Annotated in this window: 12 protein-coding genes; 7 read left to right on the top strand and 5 right to left on the bottom strand. The window is 73.4% G+C overall.

Annotated elements, in window-relative coordinates:
* The first annotated feature begins 84 nt into the window (after positions 1-84).
* From PWG71_RS01260 to PWG71_RS01250, 3 genes are all read left to right on the top strand, one after another.
* Entirely contained in the window at positions 85-1,230 is a 1,146-nt protein-coding gene (locus PWG71_RS01260) for an exonuclease SbcCD subunit D (protein WP_274807577.1), read from the top strand.
* Positions 1,230-4,193 (top strand): AAA family ATPase, encoded by a 2,964-nt coding sequence (locus tag PWG71_RS01255; protein WP_274807576.1) that lies wholly within the window; start codon positions 1,230-1,232, stop codon positions 4,191-4,193. Before PWG71_RS01260 ends, PWG71_RS01255 begins: the two co-directional genes overlap by 1 nt.
* A gap of 122 nt (positions 4,194-4,315) precedes the next feature.
* Positions 4,316-4,729: a hypothetical protein gene (locus PWG71_RS01250; protein ID WP_274807575.1), complete on the top strand. Its 414-nt coding sequence runs from the start codon at positions 4,316-4,318 to the stop codon at positions 4,727-4,729.
* A 63-nt stretch (positions 4,730-4,792) separates the two neighbouring features.
* On the opposite strand, the gene PWG71_RS01245 is transcribed toward PWG71_RS01250, so the two are convergent.
* Positions 4,793-6,916, bottom strand: a complete 2,124-nt coding sequence (locus tag PWG71_RS01245; protein ID WP_446724957.1) for a cytochrome c oxidase assembly protein — start codon at positions 6,914-6,916, stop codon at positions 4,793-4,795.
* A 361-nt stretch (positions 6,917-7,277) separates the two neighbouring features.
* On the opposite strand from PWG71_RS01245, the gene PWG71_RS01240 reads away from it, so the two are divergent.
* From PWG71_RS01240 to PWG71_RS01225, 4 genes are all read left to right on the top strand, one after another.
* Positions 7,278-8,519, top strand: a complete 1,242-nt coding sequence (locus tag PWG71_RS01240; protein WP_274807574.1) for an amidohydrolase family protein — start codon at positions 7,278-7,280, stop codon at positions 8,517-8,519.
* Between the two features lie 106 nt (positions 8,520-8,625).
* Positions 8,626-9,747 (top strand): alanine dehydrogenase, encoded by a 1,122-nt coding sequence (gene ald / locus PWG71_RS01235; protein WP_274807573.1) that lies wholly within the window; start codon positions 8,626-8,628, stop codon positions 9,745-9,747.
* A 161-nt stretch (positions 9,748-9,908) separates the two neighbouring features.
* Complete coding sequence (locus PWG71_RS01230) at positions 9,909-11,048, top strand: enolase C-terminal domain-like protein (RefSeq protein ID WP_274807572.1); 1,140 nt, start codon at positions 9,909-9,911, stop codon at positions 11,046-11,048.
* A gap of 81 nt (positions 11,049-11,129) precedes the next feature.
* Positions 11,130-11,585, top strand: a complete 456-nt coding sequence (locus PWG71_RS01225) for a MaoC family dehydratase (protein WP_274807571.1) — start codon at positions 11,130-11,132, stop codon at positions 11,583-11,585.
* A gap of 218 nt (positions 11,586-11,803) precedes the next feature.
* On the opposite strand, the gene PWG71_RS01220 is transcribed toward PWG71_RS01225, so the two are convergent.
* The 4 genes from PWG71_RS01220 to PWG71_RS01205 form a co-directional block, all read right to left on the bottom strand.
* Positions 11,804-13,441 carry a glycosyltransferase gene (locus tag PWG71_RS01220; RefSeq protein ID WP_274808102.1) on the bottom strand — a complete coding sequence of 546 codons (1,638 nt, stop codon included), beginning with the start codon at positions 13,439-13,441 and terminating at the stop codon, positions 11,804-11,806.
* Positions 13,442-13,472: 31 nt separating this feature from the next.
* Positions 13,473-15,500, bottom strand: a complete 2,028-nt coding sequence (locus tag PWG71_RS01215) for a glycosyltransferase family A protein (protein ID WP_274807570.1) — start codon at positions 15,498-15,500, stop codon at positions 13,473-13,475.
* Between the two features lie 181 nt (positions 15,501-15,681).
* The gene (locus PWG71_RS01210; protein ID WP_274807569.1) at positions 15,682-17,349 is read right to left on the bottom strand and encodes a glycosyltransferase; all 1,668 of its coding nucleotides are present in this window, start codon (positions 17,347-17,349) and stop codon (positions 15,682-15,684) included.
* Entirely contained in the window at positions 17,346-19,352 is a 2,007-nt protein-coding gene (locus PWG71_RS01205; RefSeq protein WP_274807568.1) for a glycosyltransferase, read from the bottom strand. Before PWG71_RS01205 ends, PWG71_RS01210 begins: the two co-directional genes overlap by 4 nt.
* Positions 19,353-19,389: the final 37 nt, after the last annotated feature.

Genomic DNA, 19,389 nt, shown 5'->3' with positions numbered 1-19,389 from the left:
TGTGCGCAACGGCACGGCGTCGTCGTCCACCGACCGACGGTTTTCCCACCCGGAACCACCGCCCCTTCGATAGTGTCCGGTTCCATGCGGTTGCTGCACACCTCCGACTGGCACCTGGGTCGCTCCTTCCACAGGGAGAACCTCCTCGACGCCCAGGCCGCCTTCCTCGACCACCTGGTCGACACCGTCCGCGAGCGGGAGGTCGACGTCGTGCTCGTGGCGGGCGACCTCTACGACCGCGCCCTGCCACCGGTGGACGCGGTGCGCCTGTTCGACCGGGCACTGGGCCGCATCCGGGACACCGGGGCGCGGGCCGTGCTCATCGCCGGCAACCACGACTCCATGGCCCGGCTGTCGTTCGCCACCGACCTCATCGACGCCGCCGGCGTCCACCTGCGCAGCACCCTCGACGGCGTCGGCGCCCCGATCGTCATCGAGGACGCGCACGGCCCCGTCGCCTTCTACGGTCTCCCCTACCTGGAGCCGGAGATCGCCCGCCACCACTGGGGGCTGACCGGGCGCGGGCACACGGCCGTGCTGGGCCACGCCATGGACCTGGTCCGCGCCGACCTCGCCGACCGCCCCGGCACCCGGTCGGTGGTGCTCTCCCACGCCTTCGTCGCGGGCGGGGAGGCCTCCGACAGCGAACGCGACATCTCCGTGGGCGGCGCCTCCCACGTGCCCGCCTCGATCTACGACGGGGTCGACTACACGGCCCTGGGACACCTGCACGGGCGTCAGACCATCACGCCCTCGGTGCGTTACTCCGGCACCCCGCTGGCCTACTCGTTCTCCGAGGAGCACCACCGCAAGGGCTACTGGCTGGTGGACCTGGACGCCGACGGCCTGGGCGGGGTCGAGTTCGTCGACGCGCCGGTCCCCCGCCCCCTGGCCCGGATCCGCGGCCGTATCGACGACCTGCTCGCCGACCCCCGGTGGGAGCGGTACGCCGACCACTGGCTCCAGGTCACCCTCACCGACGCGCGCCGCCCCGCCCAGCCCATGGACCGGTTGCGCGAACGCTTCCCGCACGCCCTGGTGCTGGAGTTCGCCCCCGAGGGCGGGGCGCCCGCCACCCGCCCGGTGGCCGCCCCCGTCGCCGGCCGCGCCGAACGGGCGGTCATCGGCGACTTCGTGGAATGGGCGCGCGGCCTCCCCGCCACCCCCGAGGAGAGGGCCCTCGTGGACACCGCCGTCGAAGAGGTCCGGCTCCGGGAAGGACTGCGCTGATGCGTCTGCACACCCTGACCGTCCGGGCCTTCGGGCCGTTCGCGGACACCGAGACGGTCGACTTCGACCGGCTCGGCGCCGGCGGGCTGTTCCTGATCCACGGACCCACCGGCGCGGGGAAGACCTCGGTGCTCGACGCCGTGTGCTTCGCGCTGTACGGGTCCCTGCCGGGGGCCCGCGGCAAGGACCGCTCCCCCAAGAGCGACCACGCGCCCCTGGACCGGCGTCCCGAGGTGGAGCTGGAGTGCACCGTGCGGGGCCGCCGGATCCGGGTCGTGCGCAACCCCCGCTGGGAGCGGCCCAAGAAGCGGGGTTCGGGGACCCTGGTGGAGAACCAGAAGGTCACCGTCCAGGAGTTCTCGGAGGACCGGTGGGAACCGGTCACCACCCGCCCCGACGAGGCCGGCCAGTTCATCGGTGACCTGGTGGGGCTCACCCTCGACCAGTTCTGTCAGATCGTCCTGCTCCCCCAGGGCGACTTCGCCCGGTTCCTGCGCGCGTCCGCCGAGGAGCGGCGCACGTCGTTGGAGCGGATCTTCAACACGCGCGTGTTCCGGGACCTGGAGGAGTGGTTCGCCGGGCACGCCGGCGGGCTGCGCCGCGAGGTGGACACGGCCGACCTGCGGGTGCGCGAGGCCGCCGGCCGGATCGCCGAGACCGGCCGCTCCACCGCCCCGGAGGACACCGACGTGCTGTGGGCCTGGGCGAGCGAGCTGACGGCGATGACCACCGCCGTGGCCGACGAGATCGCCCCGGTGGTGGACGCCGTGGCCGACGAACGGGAGGCGGCCGCCCGCGCCCTGGCCGAGGCCCGGAGCCTGGACGAGCGGCGCAACCGGCTGACCAGGTCCCGGACCCGGCACGCGGAGCTGACGGAGCTGTCCGAATGGCGGGCCCGGATCGACGCCGGGCTGGAGGCGGCCGAACGGGCCGCCTCGGTCCTGCCCGCCCTGCGCGATCGCGACGCCCGCCGCACCTCCCTCGACAAGGCCGCGCTGGTCCGGGAGGAGACGCTGGCCCTGATCTCCCACGCCCCGCCGGTCACCGCGGAGGCGCTGCGCGCCGCCGAGCAGGACCGTCGGGCCGCGCTGGCCCGGGCCGAGCACCTGCGCGCGGACGCCCTGCGTCTGCGGGAGCGCCGCGAGGCGATCACCCGGTTCGACCGTTACCTGGACAAGGTCGACGGCGACCTGAAGGGGGTCCGCCAGCGGATCGCGGACCTGCCCGTCCGGATCGGTGAGCTGCGTGAACACCTCGCCGCGACCCGCGACCGGGCCGGGCGGGTGGAGGCGGCCGAGGCCGCGCTGGTCGCCGCCGAGCAGCGGCGGGACGCCGTCGCCGAGCACGACCGGCTGGTCGCCGCGCTGGCCCGCGCCGAGGAGGCGCACCGCGAGGCCGTGGACGCCGCCCAGACCGCCCGTGAGCACGCGCTCTCCCTGCGCGAACGGCGTATCACCCACATGGCGGCCGAACTGGCCGCGGAGCTGGTGGCGGGGACTCCGTGCGCGGTGTGCGGTGCCGTCGAGCACCCGGCCCCCGCGCTGCCCTCCGCCGAAGGACTGGTCACCGCCGAGGCCGAGCGCGCGGCCCAGACCGCCGCCGACGAGGCCGCCACGGGCCGTTCCACCGCACAGGAGACGGTGGCCGCGCTGCGCGAACGGGCCGCCGCCGCCCTGGGCCGGTCCGAGGGGCGCACCCTCGGCGACGCCGTCGCCGAGGTCGCCGAACTGACGCGGGGCCGGGACGAGGCCCGCACCGCCGCCGGTGAGGTGCGCCGGGTCGAGGAGGACCTGGAGGGTCTGGTCGACCGGCTGGAGAGGGCCCGGGCCCGGGAGGCCGATCTGGCCGGTCAACGGTCGGAGACGGCCGCCCACCGCGCCGACGCCGCCGAGGAGTGCGAACGGCTGGCGGCGGCCCTGGCCGAGGCCCTGGGCGCGGACACCGACGTCGACGAGCGGGTGCGCCGGGCCCGGGAGGAGGCCGACCTGCTGGCCGCGGCCGCCGCGGCCGTGGAGGAGCACGATCGGGCCCTGCGGGAGCGGGACGCCGCCGACGCGGCCGTCACCGAGGCCCTGACCGACGCCGGGTTCACCGACGAGGCCGGGGTCCGGGCCGCCGCCCTGGGCGAGCGCGAACGCCGGGACCTGCGGGCCCGGGCCCGGGTCTACGACGACGACCTGGCGGCGGTCCGGGCGGCCCTGGCCGACCCCGAACTCGTCGCCGTCGCCGGGTCGGCGCCGCCGGACCTGTCGGCGTTGAAGGCCGCGGCGGACGAGGCCGCCCTGGCCGCCGACCGGGCGGTCACCCGGCTGGGCCTGTGGCGGGAACGGTCCGCCCGGTTGGCGGCGTTGCGCGCCGACCTGCGGGTCCGGCTGGACGAGTGCGGCCCGGTGTGGCACCGCTACCGGGTCGCCGAGGGGATGCGGGCGCTGACCGCCGGGACCGCCAAGGACAACACCGACGGGGTGCGGCTGTCGGCCTATGTGCTGGCCGCCCGCTTGGAGCAGGTGGTGGCGGCCGCCAACGACCGGCTGTTCACGATGTCGGACGGCCGCTACGAACTCCGTTACACCGTGGACAAGGCGGCCGGGGACGGCCGGGCCCGGTCGGCGGGTGGACTCGGCATCCGGGTGGTGGACGCCTGGACCGGCTCCGAACGCGACCCGGCGACGCTGTCGGGCGGGGAGACGTTCTTCAGTTCGCTGGCGCTGGCTCTGGGACTCGGCGATGTGGCGAGCGCGGAGGCCGGCGGCGCCGACATCGACACCCTGTTCGTGGACGAGGGGTTCGGGACCCTGGACGAGGACACCCTGGAGGAGGTCCTGGACGTGCTGGACCGGCTGCGTGACGGCGGACGCGCCGTGGGCGTGGTCAGCCACGTCGCCGACCTGCGCCATCGGATCACCACCCGGCTCAGGGTGATCAAGACGGCCGCCGGTTCCCGGGTGGAGCACATCGGCTGATCCCGCCGGAACCGGCCTCCGCCCCGGGGCGCGGTGCGCGTTCCCGCTCCCCCGGGGCGGAGGGGCCGGGAGAAGGGCGGGTCCGGGGCCCCGGGGGCGGGGCCCGGGTGATCGGTGGGACAATGATCCACGTGAATTCGCTGGTGGACATCGTCGTGTTCGGAATCGTGGGCGCCATCATGATGGCGGCCCTGGTCGGTCTGCTCCTGGTGGTCTCGGGGCGCCGGGGTGGGATCTCGCCCGGCCTCCAGAAGACCTTCGCGGCCGCGGCCCTGGCCCTGCTGGTGGCGGTGCCCACCCTGGGCGCGATCGACGCGCTGGCGTCCGGGGCGGGCTTTTGGACGGCGTTCGCCGTGGCCGCCTGCGTCGCGGCCGTCGTCGCCGGGGTGAACATCACGTTGTCGCCGCTGGTGGCCAAGCGCCAGGGCGGCACGGCCGGGGTGCTCACACCGTCCCTGCCGGTGTTCGCGGTCGGCCTGGTGCTGTGCCTGGCCCTGGGCCTGGTCGCCACCGCCCTGGCCGCCCTGTTCGTCTGACGCCCGAAGACCACGAGGGCCGCGGATCGGTGATCCGCGGCCCTCTTCCGTACCCGGCGCCGGTCAGGCGCCGTTCGTCTTCTCCTCGGCGGTCCCGTCCCCGTCCGGTTCGGTGACGGGCCTCGCCGTCATGGCCCTGTCGCGGCGGTCCAGCTCGGCCAGGTAGGCGTTGTAGGCGTCCAGGTCGGCGTCCTCGGAGCCGCCCCGGCGGGCGTGTCGTTCCCGGCGGCGTTCCTCCTTCTCGTCGTCGCGGGACCACTGCACCACCAGGGCGAGCATGACCAGCAGGGTCGGGATCTCGCCCAACGCCCAGGCCACGCCGCCGCCCGCGTACTGGTCCTCGGCCAGACCGTCGCTCCAGGGGACCTCGAACCGTCCGTAGAAGTCCATGGCGATGGGGGCCGACTGCATCATGATCGAGATGCCGAAGAAGGCGTGGAAGCCCATCGCCAGCAGCAGGAGCAGGATGCGCAGCAGATAGGGCATCTTGCGGGGCGCCGGGTCGACGCCCACGATGACCCAGTAGAAGAGGAAGCCGGTCACCAGGAAGTGCACGCCCATGAACAGGTGACCGAGGTGGTCGTTCATCAGCGTCGGGAACAGCGGGGTGAAGTACAGGACGTAGGGGCTGAACACGAACAGCGGGGTGGCCACCGCCGGGTGGGTCACCACCTTCGAGTAGCGACTGTTCAGGAACAGGTTGAGCCACTCGCGGGGCCCCCGGTCGCCCCGCCGCCTCGCCGGGCGCAGCGCCCGCAGCGCCAGGGTGACCGGGGCGCCCAGCACCAGCAGGATCGGTGTGAGCATCGCCAGCACCATGTGCTGGATCATGTGCGCGGAGAACAGCACCATCGCGTAGGTCGCGTAACCGCTGAGCTGCACGGCGACGACGGAGAGCAGGCCGGCGGCGAAGGAGACCGTGCGCCCGACCGGCCACGCGTCGCCGCGGCGCAGCAGTCGGGTCACCCCGGCCGCGTAGAGACCGCCGGCGATGACCACGAACATGATGAAGAACAGGTCGGGCCGCCACAGCGTGAGCAGGTTGACCAGGTCCATGGGCGGGGGCACCGGGAAACCGAGGATGAGCGCGGCGGGGTCGACCCGGCTGTCCAGCGGCGGGGGCGGCGCGGTGCGGCCCAGACCGACGGAGACGCCCATGACGGTCGCCATGACGAGGATCTCCACGGAGGCGATGCGCAGGAACAGCAGGCGTCGCCTGGCGGGCCAGGCGGGGCCCTTGGCGGCGCCGGACAGGTTCTTGAGGGCGAACTCGCGGTGCAGGTATCCGAACGCGCCCAGCACGGCGAACAGTACGACCTTGACCAGGATGATCATCCCGTACTCGGTGCGCACCAGGGCGTCGAACGATTCGAGTCGGGCCAGGGCGCTGGCCAGACCGCTGATGGCGACGCCGATGTAGGCCCACAGCGCCAGCCGGCTGAACCGGGCGGCGGCGATCTCCACGCCGGTACCGTTCGCCCGCAGCGCGTGGTGGGTCACCGCGGCCAGGCCGCCGGTCCACACGCTGATCGCGATCACGTGCATGGCCAGGCCGGTGACCGCGAGTTCGTGCGCCCCGGAGGAGGCGGAGTGGCCGGTCAGGGCCGGCGGCGTGGTGGCGGCCAGGGCGAGCAGCAGCAGCCACAGGGCGCCGGTCGCTCCGGCGACGGTGCGTCCGAACAGCAGGATGCCGGTGGTGAAGAGGATGACGAACATCAACGCGATGCCGCCGGAGACCGAACCGGCGTAGGCGGTGACCTCGTCGACGCTGACCTGCCCGATGGGGCGGGCCAGGAACTCCGACGCCTGGAAGTACAGGGCGAACACCGCGGCCACGGCCCAGACCAGTGCGCCCCAGGTGGCGGCGTGGACGTAGCCGATCGCCTGCCGGGAGAGCCGGCCCTTGTCCGAGGGCAGCAGCACGACGGCGAGCAGCAGCGTGCCGATGGTGAGCACGGCCGAGACGTCCATGACGAGCTTGGACAGGGGGATGCCCCAGCGCACGGCGTCGCCCGCGTCCGGGAGACCGGGGATGATCTCGGGGAAGGCGGCGCCGCCCAGGATCAGGGTCAGGGTCAGCCCGGTGAGGCACAGGACGGCGGCGAGCACCGCGAGGACGGGTCGGGTGACCTTGCGGGGAGCTCCGGTCCGGTCCGGGGACTTGGTGATCTTTGCGGGAGGAGCCACGTGCCACTTCCGTCGTCGGTGTCGTTCAAGGCGGGGATGCCGTCGAAGGCGTGTTCCCTCGCGATGGACGGCGTCCTCCACGGAACACGCCCTGAGGGGCGGCTCGGCGCACTCCAGCGTAAACCGTCCATTACACGATGTCCGTCGGGGGTCGAAGGTGGAACCCGACGACACGGGCGTCGTCGTCGGAAGTGGCGTTCGCCCCTCCTTCGCGTGTTCTTCGCGATACTCTCGGTATGCCCGGTCGAGACGAAGGTCCCGTCACCTCCTCGTCCGCGTGCGCACCCTCCTTTTTCCCATACGGCCTCCGAGGCCGCCTCGGCGTTCCCTCCCGTCGCGAACACACCCGAAGGGGAAGGCGATGACCGATTTCGAGAGCGTGATCCGATCCCGGCGCACGGTCACACCCGACGGGGTCGTGCCGGCCGCGGTCGGCATCCGGGGCGGTCGGATCGAGGCGGTGGCCGGCCCCGAGGTCCGCTGGTCGGCCCGGGAGGAGATCGACCTCGGGGAGACGGCCCTGCTGCCGGGGGCGGTGGACGTCGGTACCGGCGTGCACGATCCCGGTCGGGAGCTGTCCGGTTCCTACCGGGCGGCCGCGACCGCGGCGCTGCGCGGCGGTGTCACGACGCTGGTGGTCTCGCCCGCGCCGGCCCGACCGGCGATGATCTGCGCCGACGATCTCCAGGTGCACCGTCGGGCGGCGGCCGGGGTACCGGTGTCGCTGTTCTTCCTGGGCGGGGTCACCCCGGGCAGCGGGTCGCTGGACCTGGCCGACCTGCGGGCGGCGGGCGCGGTGGCCTTCCAGTGCTCCCTGTCGGACGGGGGCGCCCCGGACATGGCGGCGCTGGACGATTCCTGGTTGCGCAAGGCGATGGCGGAGCTGACCGCGCTGGACGCGATCCTCCTGGTGCACGCCGAGGACGCCGGCGAGTTGGGCACCCCTCCGGTGTCGGCGGAGCAGCGGCCGCCCCGGGCCGAACGCCGAGGTCTGGAACGGGTCATCTCCGCGGCCCGGTCGGTGGGGACCCGCACCCATGTGCTGCCGTTCACCGCCGCCGAGTGCGCGGCCCTGGTGTCGGCGGCCGGGTCGATCGGGGTGCGGTTGAGCGCGCAGACCTGTCCGCACTACCTGTGCCTGCCCGCGGAGGTCCTGCCTCCGGGATCGCCCGCGCACGCCTGCCGACCGCCGCTGCGCTCCGACGCCAACCGCAAGGCCCTGTGGAGCGCTCTGCTGGAGGAGGGGTCGGCGATCACGACGATCTCCTCGGGGCACCTGCCGGCCCACGGCCTGCACACCTTGGAGTGGAGCCTGTCCGCGCTGTGGACGGCGGCGCGGCGGCGCGGGGCGGGCCTGGACCTGTTGACGCGGTGGACGGCGCTGGCGCCGGCGGAACTGTTGGGGCTGGCCGGCAAGGGACGGATCGCCGAGGGGTGCGACGCGGACCTGGTCGCCTTCGCCCCCGAACGGCCGGTATCGGTCTCGAAGGTGGACCGGAGTCCGTACGCGGGTAGGGAACTCACCGGCGAGGTGGGGCCGGTCTGGGTCTCAGGGCTGCGGACCTCGCCGAACACGGGTGTCCCACCCCACACGTGGGCTTGACACCCTGTCAACAAGATCGCCGACCGACATGCATGTTGGCGATGGCGTGGCCACGCCTTCACAGGTGACAGTGGGGGTATCAACGGAGATACCAGTAGGAGGAATCGTGCGCGTCGGCGTGCCCCGTGAGATCAAGAACCACGAGTACCGTGTGGCCATCACCCCGGCCGGAGTTCACGAACTGACCCGCCGCGGACACCAGGTGTCCGTCGAACGGGACGCGGGTCTGGGCTCCTCCATCACGAACCAGGAGTACGAGGCCGCGGGTGCGCGCATCCTCGACACCGCGGACGAGGTATGGGCCGAGGGCGACCTCGTCCTCAAGGTGAAGGAGCCCATCGCGGCGGAGTACCACCGGATGCGCGAGGGCCAGACCCTGTTCACCTACCTGCACCTGGCGGCCTCCCGCGAGTGCACCGACGCCCTGCTGGAGCACGGGGTCACCGGTATCGCCTACGAGACCGTGCAGCTCCCGGACGGCTCCCTCCCGCTGCTGGCCCCGATGTCCGAGGTCGCGGGCCGCTTGGCGCCGCAGGTCGGTTCGGTCACCCTCCAGCGGCCCCACGGCGGCCGTGGCGTCCTCATGGGCGGGGTCCCGGGCGTGCGCCCGGCACGGGTCACCGTGATCGGCGCCGGTGTGTCCGGCCTCAACGCCACCCAGATCGCGGTGGGCATGGGCGCCGACGTCACCGTGCTGGACCTCAACGTCAACAAGCTGCGCCACGTGGACTCCCTGTACCGGGGACAGGTCAAGACCGTGGTGTCCAACTCCTTCGAGCTGGAGCTGTCGGTCCTGGAGTCGGACCTGGTCATCGGCGCGGTGCTGGTGCCGGGCGCCAAGGCGCCCAAGCTGATCTCCAACGAGCTGGTCTCCCGGATGCGTCCGGGCGCGGTCCTGGTGGACATCGCCATCGACCAAGGCGGCTGCTTCGAGGACTCCCGTCCCACCACGCACGACGACCCGACCTTCCGGGTGCACGACACGGTGTTCTACTGCGTGGCGAACATGCCGGGCGCGGTGCCCAACACCTCCACGCACGCGCTGACCAAGGACACGCTGCGGTACGCGGTGGAACTGGCCGACAAGGGGTGGCGTCGGGCCCTGGCGGAGGACCCCGCGCTGGCCGCCGGGCTCAACACCCACGCGGGCGAGGTCGTGTACGCGCCGGTCGCCGAGGCCCACGGCCTCAAGTACCGGCCGCTGGACGAGGTCCTGGCGCACGTCTGACCGTGGTTCCTCCGCCCTGGAAGGCGGGGACGTTCGGGCAGGTCCACGCGGTTCGGGGTGGTCGACCGGGTCGGGCACGGGTACCGTCAGGGGAGGACGGAGCCCGTGGCCGGCCACGGGCCGGACGATCGACGGGCCCACGAGGACCGAGGTGGGACAGCGTGGGACACACCGGCTCGACGACCGCGACCCGGATCGTCGAACTCGAACTGATCCGGTTGCGACCCCCGAACGCGGGGCGGCGTGCCGATGGGGGCGGCGGACCCGTTCTGGTGCGGGTGGCCGACGGCGAGGGCGTCGGCGGTTGGGGGGAGGTCCCCTGGGCGAGTCCGGACCAGTGGGCGGCGTTGCGCTCGGATTTCGCCCCCGCCCTGGTGGACCACGCGTGGACCCGTCCCACCGAGGTGGGCTCGGCCTGGGAGCACCTGCCGTGGGATCCGGTGCTCTCGGGCGCGTTGGACGCCGCCTGCTGGGATCTGTGGAGCCGTCAACGCGGCACCCCGCTGGCGCACGCGCTCGGCGGAGAGCGCACGGCGTTGACGGCGGGGGTGACGGTACCGCGGACGGTGAACGTCGAGACGCTGATCACCGAGGTGAACCGTCAGGTGGGGGCGGGCTTTCGGCGGATCCGGCTGGAGATCGCGCCGGGATGGGACACCGAGGTGGTGCACGCGGTGCGATCCCGGTTCCCGTTCCTCGTGCTCCAGGCGGACGCGGGCGGCCGCTACACCGAGTCCGACACGGACCTGGAGGCCTTGCGGGCCTTGGACGGATTGGACCTGCTGGCGATCGAGGATCCGTTCGCCCCGGAGGACCTCGCCGCGCACACCCGGGCGACGGCGGAGTTGCGCACACCGGTGGCGTTGGGCCGCCCGCTGCGCTCGTTGGCGGATCTGGACCACGCGATCGAGGCGGAGGCCGGGGACGCGGTGAACATCGATGTGGCGCGGCTGGGCGGACTCACCCCGGCCCGTCGGGCGATCGATCTGGCGGTGGACGCCGGGTGGCGGGTCTGGTGCGGTTCGTCGGCGGTCACGGGTGTGGGCCGGGCCGCGACGGTGGCGTTGGCGTCGTTGACGGGAGCGTCCCTGCCGGTGGAGATGCCCGGTCCGGGGAACCGTGTGCGCGATCTGGTGACGCCGCCGGTGCGGGCGCACGAGGGCGTGGTCCCGATCCCGTTGGCCGAGAGCGGACTGGGACACGGGGTGGACCGGGCGGCGGTGGCCGAGCGGACCGCCGAGGCCCTGTTGGTGAACGCTTCGGGGTGTCGCGGGCTCGCGCCCGAACGGAGGAGGCGTTGAGCGGGGTCCCACCCCTACCTTAACCGAACACCGTTAGGTAGAGTTGCCGCACCATTCGACCGAGCAGCCTGTGGAGGCGTGGTGCGCGTTTTCGCCGACATCGACGAGGTGATCGCCGCCCAGGGCGAGCACCTGGGGTACACCGACTGGATCACCGTCGACCAGCAGAGGATCTCGCTGTTCGCCGACGCGACCGAGGACCATCAGTGGATCCACATCGACGAGGAGAAGGCCGCGGCCGGCCCCTTCGGCCGCACCATCGCGCACGGCTTCCTCAGCCTGTCCCTGCTCGCGCACTTCTCGCAGTCGATCATCAAGGTCGAGAAGAAGCCGACGATGTCCATCAACTACGGCCTCAACAAGGTGCGCTTCCTCCAGCCCGTCACCGTCGGCTCGCGACTGCGCGACGGCGTGGAGATCCTCTCCGTGCAGGAGACCCCCAAGGGGTACCTGGTCACCACGCGGCACACGGTGGAGATCGAGGGCCAGGAGCGTCCGGCCCTGGTCGCCGAGTCCCTGGGCCTCTGGGTCCCCTGAGGCCCTTCGGGCCTCCGGCGGGATTCGGGCCGAAGGGGACACGGCGGCCTCCTCGCCCGCCCGCCACGGACGGCCTACGGCCGCCGGACCACCCCGTAGGGGCGGCCCGGCACTCCCCGCCGGCGTCTTCGCCGCCCCGGGGACCCGTGGACGGCCTGCCGCCCTCCGGACCGTGACCGGCCCCGGGACCCACACCCCGGGGCCGGTCACGGTCCGCTTCAGCGGGCGATGCGGCGCAGGAGGCGACGGCCCAGACCGGGCGTGAACCAGCGCAGTTTGCGTTCGGTCCGCTCGGCCCGGCGGCGCAGCCGGTCGATCTCCGTCCGCGCCCGGCGCAGCTCGGCGCGCAGTTCGACGGGGGTCGGCTCGGGCGCGGGCGCCGTCGCGTCCGGCCGGGGCGCCCCCCAGATGGCCTCGGCCCCCTCGGGCGGCTCGACGAAACGCTGCGCCGACGTCCACTGCAACCCGCCCACCTCCTCCACGACCCGGTCCAGGCCGGTCCCCTCCGCTTTGGGCGACAGGTGACGGGCCCGGGAGAACGCGGCGAACCGTTCCAGCCGCAGCACCCCGTCCCCGGCCCGCAGCGCGCCGGGCACCGGTGCGCACACCAGCCCCGCCGACTTGCGGTCGGCCAGCCGGACGAGCGCGGAGATCATGCCCGGCAGCGGGCGCACGCCCGTGGGCATCAGGAGCCGGAAGGGCACCCGGGGGTCGGCGTCGGGGACCTCCTCCCCGTACTGCACCCGCAGGTCGCCCCGGTAGGTCTCGCGGATCAGCCGCAGGTCCAGCAGCTCCTCCTCCAGGGGCGCGCGTCGCCCCTCGGACAGTTCGCCCCACGGTCCCACCAGCCACACGCGCACGTCCGGCGCCGTGCCGGCGAGGAGCATCGAAACGGTGGCGTCCACGTCCTCCAGGGAACGCCCGGCGACGTCGAGGACGACGTCGACCCGGGGCACCTCCCAGATCCGGTCGGGCCCCTTGGCCCGCAGGTGGAAGTCGGGCACCCGGTTGGCGACGTAGGGCGCGCGCAGGCGCATGCCCGTCTCGCGCCGGTCCTGCATCTGGGAGCGGCCCAGGTGCCAGGAATCGGACGCGTCGTCGGGGACGAACAGGGCGCCCCGTTGCGCCAGCCGGTGGCCGAACTCGCTGTCACCGCCCAGGATCAGGTCCGGGTCCATCCCGCCGGCCGCCTCGAACAGGGCCCGGTGGCAGGAACCGGTCGCCCCCACGTACATCTTGAAGGCGCCGAACCCCGCCGTCCGCAACCCGTCGGACCGTTCGATGGGTTCCTCGATCCAGTGCGGTTCGGCGGTCTCCCGGTCGAACAACCCCCCGGCCCGCCCGGCCCGCACCTCCTCCAGGACCCGTTCCGGGGACAGGTCCCCGGCCACCCGGGCCGGGTCGAAGTCCACGAACAGCTTGTGGCCCAGCACCACCGCGTAGTCGACGAGGTGGTGCCAGCGCAGCTGGGACTCCACGTGCTCGCGGTACACGAGCATGTCCGCGTCCAGGCGCAGGATCACCTGCCCGGAGGAGGCCGCCACCCCGGTGTTGACCGCGTGACCGGATCCCCAGGCCCCCGCCGCCGAGGGGATGATCAGGGTGTTCTCCGGACGCACCGGCGGCAGGACGAGCGGCTCGGGAGAGCCGTCGTCCACCACGATGACCTCGGTCAGGTGCGACGGATAGCTCTGCCCCGCCAGGGACGCCAGCACCAGCGCCAGTTTCTCGGCCTGGCCGTGCGCGGGCACGATCACCGACACCGACAGACTCGGCGTCCACTCCCCCGAGGTCGGCGGGGCGAGGGGGCCGTACTGGTTGCGGCGTATCCGCGGCTGGTCGACGAAGTCGACCATGGGGCGTGGACCGCGCTGTCGCGGAATGCTCTCAGAGGTGCTCAACGTGTCCCCCCGGGTGGTCGATGTGCCGGTCGGCCTGTTCGCCGAAGGGGGCGGGCACCCCTTCGAGCAGGACGCTGGGGCGCCAGCCGATCCACTGTTCGGTGTGGTTGCGCAGGAAGTAGCCGAGGTCGACGTTCCAGGTGTGGCCGCCTCCCGCGCGACGCAGCAGGTAGCCGAACCCGTGGGTGCGGTAGACCCGGCAGCCCGCACGGGTCACGGCGAGCAGGAACTGGCTGTCGATGGCCCGGGGGCGCGGCCGGAAGCCGCCGACGTCCTCGATGACGACCCGGTCGGCGAGGATGGTGCTGCCGACGATGGCCGGGCTGGGCACCTCCGACCGGTAGCCCCGCCACACGGTGAGGTCCAGTTCCTCCAGATAGGTGAAGTTCTGGCTGATGCCGACCACGTCGGCGCCGGAGTAGGCGCGGGCGAGCATGAGGTCGGCCAGGTGCTCGGGCCCGTACCAGTCGTCGTCGTCCCACTTGGCGATGACGGTCCCGGAGGCCCGGTCGACGGCGTCGTTCATGACGGCCCCGAAGACCTTCTCCCCCTCGGCCTCGTGGACCACGAGGGGGATCCCGGTGGCCCGGAACTCCGCGACGGCCGCGTCCACCTCGGGCAGGTCGGCGGAGAATCCGTGCAGGGCCAGGACCGCCTCGAAGCGGACGTGGCGCTGTCGGGCGATCTGGGCGAGGGCGAACCCGACGAGCTCGGGACGACGGGTGCACAGCACCACCGAGACCCGGGTCTCCGGGGGGACGGGCAGCCCCGCCTCCACCGCCAGGGACCGCCATCGGGTGCGGACGCCGTGGGTGCGCAGGGCCGCCCGGCGCAGGCGGATGCTGTGCTCTTCACGCCGGAGCGGATCGACGAGGACGTCCTCCGCGCCCCCGGCGATGAGTTCGGCCAGGGGGGCGCCCAGGCCCGCGGCCCACATCGGGGCCGGATCGCCGATGAGCGGGACCCCACCGGCGGCCAGCGCGGCGACGACGCGCACGGTGGCGGTGTCCCCGTGCTCCGGCCAGCCCACGCGGACGCCGCGCATGTGGCGGACCCGTTCGAGGTCGTTCTCGGTGACGGTGCCGTCGGGGGTCGGGCGTATACGGACACCGGTCTCGTCGCGCACGACGACGCGCCCGTCGACCTCGACCAGTTCGCCCAGCGGGCCCTTGGTCTTCTTGGTGAACCCGATGGGGTTGACGAAGCGTTCGTCGACGGGGGCCACCCGGGAGACGGGGTCGGTCCCGTACACGCGGGGCCGGGTCTCGGGGGAGCGCACCTCGGGCGCGACGGTCGCGTCGGTGGCGAAGCGGTCCACCACGGGGACCTCCACGTCCTCCCAGAACGGCAGTCCCCCACCGTCGTCCAGACGCAGGACCAGGTCGGAGACGGGGGTGACCCGGTCGATCTCGACGGGCCCGGTGGCGGTGACGCCCCGGGCCGCCACGTCACCGGGCCGCCACAGGGCCGCCTGGGTCCCGCTGAGTCCGCCGAGGACTCCGACGCCGGGGCCGCGCCGTCGGCCCCGGGGGCCGTGGACGACGGCGGCCAGCACCTCGGCGACGGCCCTACCGCCGGGGAAGCACAGTTCACAGGCCCAGCCCCGGTTGCCGAAACGGCGGACCCGCAGTTCGTGCAGGTCGTTCCACTCGTCGATGGTGGGCGGCGCGGGCACGAGCGGGCCCAGGTGGACGGGGACGTGCCGGACGACGACGAGGAGGTGGGCGGTGGGCGGCAACTGGGTGGTGACGGTGACGGCCCTGCGCAGGTCGGTGAGGCCGTCGGCGGCGACGACGACGAGGCCGACGGAGGAGGGTTCGCCCTCTCCTCCGATCCCCTCGACCGTGACGGGACGACCCATGCCGTGCGCGTCCAGGTCGACGCGGCGGTCGTTCCCGCGCAGGCGCAGGGCGGCGAGTTCGGCCCGGTCCGGGCCGAGATCACCGATGAGGCAGAGGACCGCGGGTTCGTCACCGCGGGTGCGCAGGGCCTGGCGGACGGCTGAGGTGATCATCGGACGGCCTCGATCGTCTCGGCGACACGATGTGGTCGCTTATCGACCACAAGGCCCCATGATAGGCATGATGGTTACTTTTCGTGCCTTCTCATGTGCGTGTCGTGATATCCACTGCTCATGCGCTTGAGAACACCGAAAAGGGCCGCCCCGGACGGAGCGGCCCTCGGTGCGCTTCGGCTCAGCGGACGATCTTGCGCAGGACCCGGCGTCCCAGGCCCGGGGTGAACCAGCGCAGCTTGCGCTCGGCCCGGCGGGCACGGGCGCGCATGCGCTCCACCTCGGCGAGCGCCTGGTCGAGCTTGCGGCGCAGCGCCTCGGGGCTCTCGTCCTTCCTCGCCGGGGCGCCCTCCTCGGGTTCGGGGACGGTGACGACCTCCCCCGACATCCAGTGGGCCCCGTGGATCTCCTCCACGGTGCGGTCCAGCTCCGCGCCGACCGCCTCGGGGGCCAGGTGCCGTGCCCGCGCGTAGGCGGAACGGCGCTCCAGACGCAGCACCCCGTCCGCCGCGCGCGTGGCACCGGGCGGCGGGGCGCACAGCAGGCCCGCGCGCTCCTTGTTGGCGATCTCGACCAGATCGGCGACCGCCGTGCTCACCAGACGGGTACCCGGCGGGACGTGGAGCACGAAGGTGACGCGCGGATCCGGCTCCGGTACCTCCTCGACGAGGCGGACCCGGGGGTCGCCCCGGAAGGACTCACCGATCAGCCGCAGGTCCAGCAGTTCCTCGTCCAGCGGGGAACGACGGCCGTCGTCCAGCCGGCCCCACGGCCCCACCAGCGACAGTCGGAGGTCGGGGGTGGTGCCGTTCAGCAGCGCGGCGACGGTGATCTCGACGTCCTCCAGGGTGCGGCCCTCCACGGCCACGACCGCGTCGACGAAGGGCACCTCCCACGCCCGGTCCGGACGCTTGCGCCGCAGCCGGAAGTCGGGGACCCGGTTGGACACGTACGGGGACCGGTACCGCATGCCCGCGTCGCGACGGGTCTGCATCTGGGAACGGCCCAGGTGCCAACTGCTCGTCTCCAGGTCGGGGATGAACACGGCGCCCTGCTGGGAGACCCGGTACGCGAACTCGGTGTCGCCGCCCAGCACCATGGCCGGGTCCATGCCGCCCGCCGCCTCGAACAGGCTCCGGTGCAGCGAACCGGTCGCCCCGGTGAACACCCGGTAGGACTGGTGCGCGGCCGTGCGCAGCCCGTCGCTGCCGTCGATGATCTTCTCCACCCAGTGCGGGTCGGCGCCCTCCCGGTCGAACAGCCGGTCCGCACGGCCCGCGGCGACCTCGTCGCGGACGTGCTCGGGGGTCATGGCATCGGGGTCGAAGTCGACGAACAGCTTGTGCCCCATGGCCACCCCGTAGTCGATGAGGTGGTGCCAGCGCATCTGCGATTCCACATGCTCGCGGTACACCAGCATGTCGGCGTCCAACCGCAGCACGACCTGCCCGGACGAGGCCGCGACCCCGTTGTCGAACGCGTGCGCCGACCCCCACCCGCCGGGGTCGGAGGTGATCAGGAGGGTGTTCTCGGGGCGCACCGGCGGCAGCGCGAGCGGCTCCGGGGAACCGTCGTCGACGACCACCACCTCCATCAGGTGGGCCGGGTAGCTCTGTCCGGCCAGCGCGGCCAGGACGAACGCGAGCTTCTCGGGGTGCCCGTGCGAGGGGATCACCACGCTGACCGACAGGGTCGGTGTCCACGCCCCCGGCGCGGGAGGGGTGAGCGACGCGTGATCGTTGCGCACCAGGCGCGGTTGACCGGTGAAGTCCACCTCCCCGCGCGGAAGGGCGTGCCCCGAGAGGGATGCGGCGGCGACCGGTTCTCGGCCGGTGTCCAGGGTGGTCAACGGAGTCCCCCCGTGTACTCGGTGACGGGCCGGCCGAAGGGCTCGGGCTCCCCCTCCAGGAGGGCGCTCGGATGCCAGCCGAACCACTGTTGGATGCGATTGCGCAGAAAGAAGGCCATGTCCTCGGACCAGGTGTGGCCACCGCCGGTGCGGCGGAGCACGTACCCCAGCCCGTGGCCGCGGTAGATGCGGCCGCCACCGCGCATGACGGCGATGAGGAGTTGGGTGTCGATGGAACGGGGTACCGGACGGAATCCGCCGGTCTCCTCCAGGACCGCCCGGTCGGTGAGGATGGTGCCCCCGGCGATGAACCGGCTGGAGGACTCCGACCTGCCCTCCCGCCACAGGGTCAGGTCGACCTCTTGGAGGTAGACGAAGTCCTGTCCGACGCCGAGGAGTTCGGCACCGGAGTAGGTGCGGGCGAGGACGAGGTCGGCGAGGTGGTCGGGGCCGTACCAGTCGTCGTCGTCCCACTTGGACACGAGGTCGCCGGAGGTACGGGCGACCGCGTCGTTGAGCACGGAGCCGAAGATCCGGTCGGCGTCGGCCTCGCACACGACGAGGGGGAGACCGGTGGCCTCGAAGCCGGCGATGGCGGCGGCCACCTCGGGGAGCGTGGCGGAGAAACCGTGCAACGTGAGCACGACCTCGATGTCGACCCCGCGCTGGCGGGCGATCTGGGCGAGCGCGAACCCGACCATCTCGGGGCGGCGGGTGCACAGGATGACGGACACCGTCGGCGCCGGGGGAACCGGCACGCCCGCCCGCGCGCCCAGCGTGCGCCAGCGAGAGCGGGTTCCGTGGGTGCGCAGGGCGACGCGACGGAGCCGAACGCTGTACTCCTCCCGCCGCAACGGGTCGGCGAGGCCTTCCTCGGTGGCGTCGAGGAGCAGGTCGATGAGGGGCGCGCCGAGGCCCGCCGCCCAGGCGGGCACCGATCCTCCGACGAGCGGAACGCCGCCGGCCGCCAGGGAGGCGACCGCCCGGACGGCGGCCGTGGGCCCGCTGTGCCCGGACCAGTCCACGCGGACGCCGCGCAGATGCCGCAGCCGACCGAGGTCGACGTCGGTGATCGTCCCGTCCGGCGGGACCACCACCAGGTCCTTCTCTCCCTGCCGGACGACGGCGCGCCCGTCGGCGGCGGTCAGATCCCCCCAGTGCGCGTCCCCGTGCTTGGTGAACCCGATCGGGTTGACGGTGAGCTCGTCGATGGGGGCGACCTCCGCGACCGGGTCGGCGCTCTCGCGTACCGAGGCGACACCGCCGGGTGCGGCGATCCGCTCCCAGGCGTCGGTGGAGGTGGTGCGGCGGTCCAGGACCGGCACGGTCGCGTCGGTCCATCCCGGCGGGGTGTCGTCGCCCACCCGCAGGGCCAGATCCCCGACGGGGGTGACCCGGCGCAGCGGTACCGGTCCGGCCGGTTCGACGCCGTGGGCGCCGGTGTCGCCGGGGCGCCACAGGGCGGCCTCCGGGCCGGACAGGGCGGCCAGGGGCGCCACGGCGGGGCCGCGCCGTCGGCCGCGCGTCCCGGACCAGATCGCGTCCAGGACCTGCGGGGTCTCCACACCGTTGGGGAAGAACAGCTCGCACAGCCACCCGCGCCGGCCGACCCGGCGCACCCGCACCTCTTGGAGGTCGCGCCACTGGCCCATGCCGGGAGAGGCGGGCAGCGGCGGCTCCTGGTGGCCGGTGGTGTCCAGGATCGCGACGACGACCTGGACGGCGCGCGGCAGACCGGCGGCGGAGGTCAGGGACCGGTGCAGGTCGGTGGTGGTGGCGGCGACGACCGCCACCAGGCCCGCCTCCGGGCCGAGATCGCGTTCCCAGACGCCCTGGAGCTTCACAGGCTCTCCCAGGACGCGGGCGTCCAGGTCGACGATCGCGTCCGAGTCGGTGAGCGGCAGCCCGTCCAGATGGGCGCGGGCCCCGGTGCCGGTGTGGCAGAGCAGGGCGGTCTCGGTGCCCCGGCCGCGCAGGGCGTTCCGGAGGGCGGTGGTGATCATCCAGACCTCGTGGGTGTCGGTGCGGTGGTGCGGGAGG

Source organism: Nocardiopsis sp. N85 (genome assembly GCF_028882275.1).
Classification (GTDB): domain Bacteria; phylum Actinomycetota; class Actinomycetes; order Streptosporangiales; family Streptosporangiaceae; genus Nocardiopsis; species Nocardiopsis lambiniae.
This window is presented reverse-complemented; position numbering and strand designations above follow the sequence as displayed.

Excerpts from the sequence above, each read along its gene's own strand:
- PWG71_RS01240 (WP_274807574.1), top strand. The coding sequence starts at position 7,278 with ATGACCGATTTCGAGAGCGTGATCCGATCCCGGCGCACGGTCACACCC.
- PWG71_RS01220 (WP_274808102.1), bottom strand. The coding sequence starts at position 13,441 with ATGGTCGACTTCGTCGACCAGCCGCGGATACGCCGCAACCAGTACGGC.
- PWG71_RS01215 (WP_274807570.1), bottom strand. The coding sequence starts at position 15,500 with ATGATCACCTCAGCCGTCCGCCAGGCCCTGCGCACCCGCGGTGACGAA.
- PWG71_RS01255 (WP_274807576.1), top strand. The coding sequence starts at position 1,230 with ATGCGTCTGCACACCCTGACCGTCCGGGCCTTCGGGCCGTTCGCGGAC.
- PWG71_RS01250 (WP_274807575.1), top strand. The coding sequence starts at position 4,316 with ATGATCCACGTGAATTCGCTGGTGGACATCGTCGTGTTCGGAATCGTG.
- PWG71_RS01205 (WP_274807568.1), bottom strand. The coding sequence starts at position 19,352 with ATGATCACCACCGCCCTCCGGAACGCCCTGCGCGGCCGGGGCACCGAG.
- PWG71_RS01260 (WP_274807577.1), top strand. The coding sequence starts at position 85 with ATGCGGTTGCTGCACACCTCCGACTGGCACCTGGGTCGCTCCTTCCAC.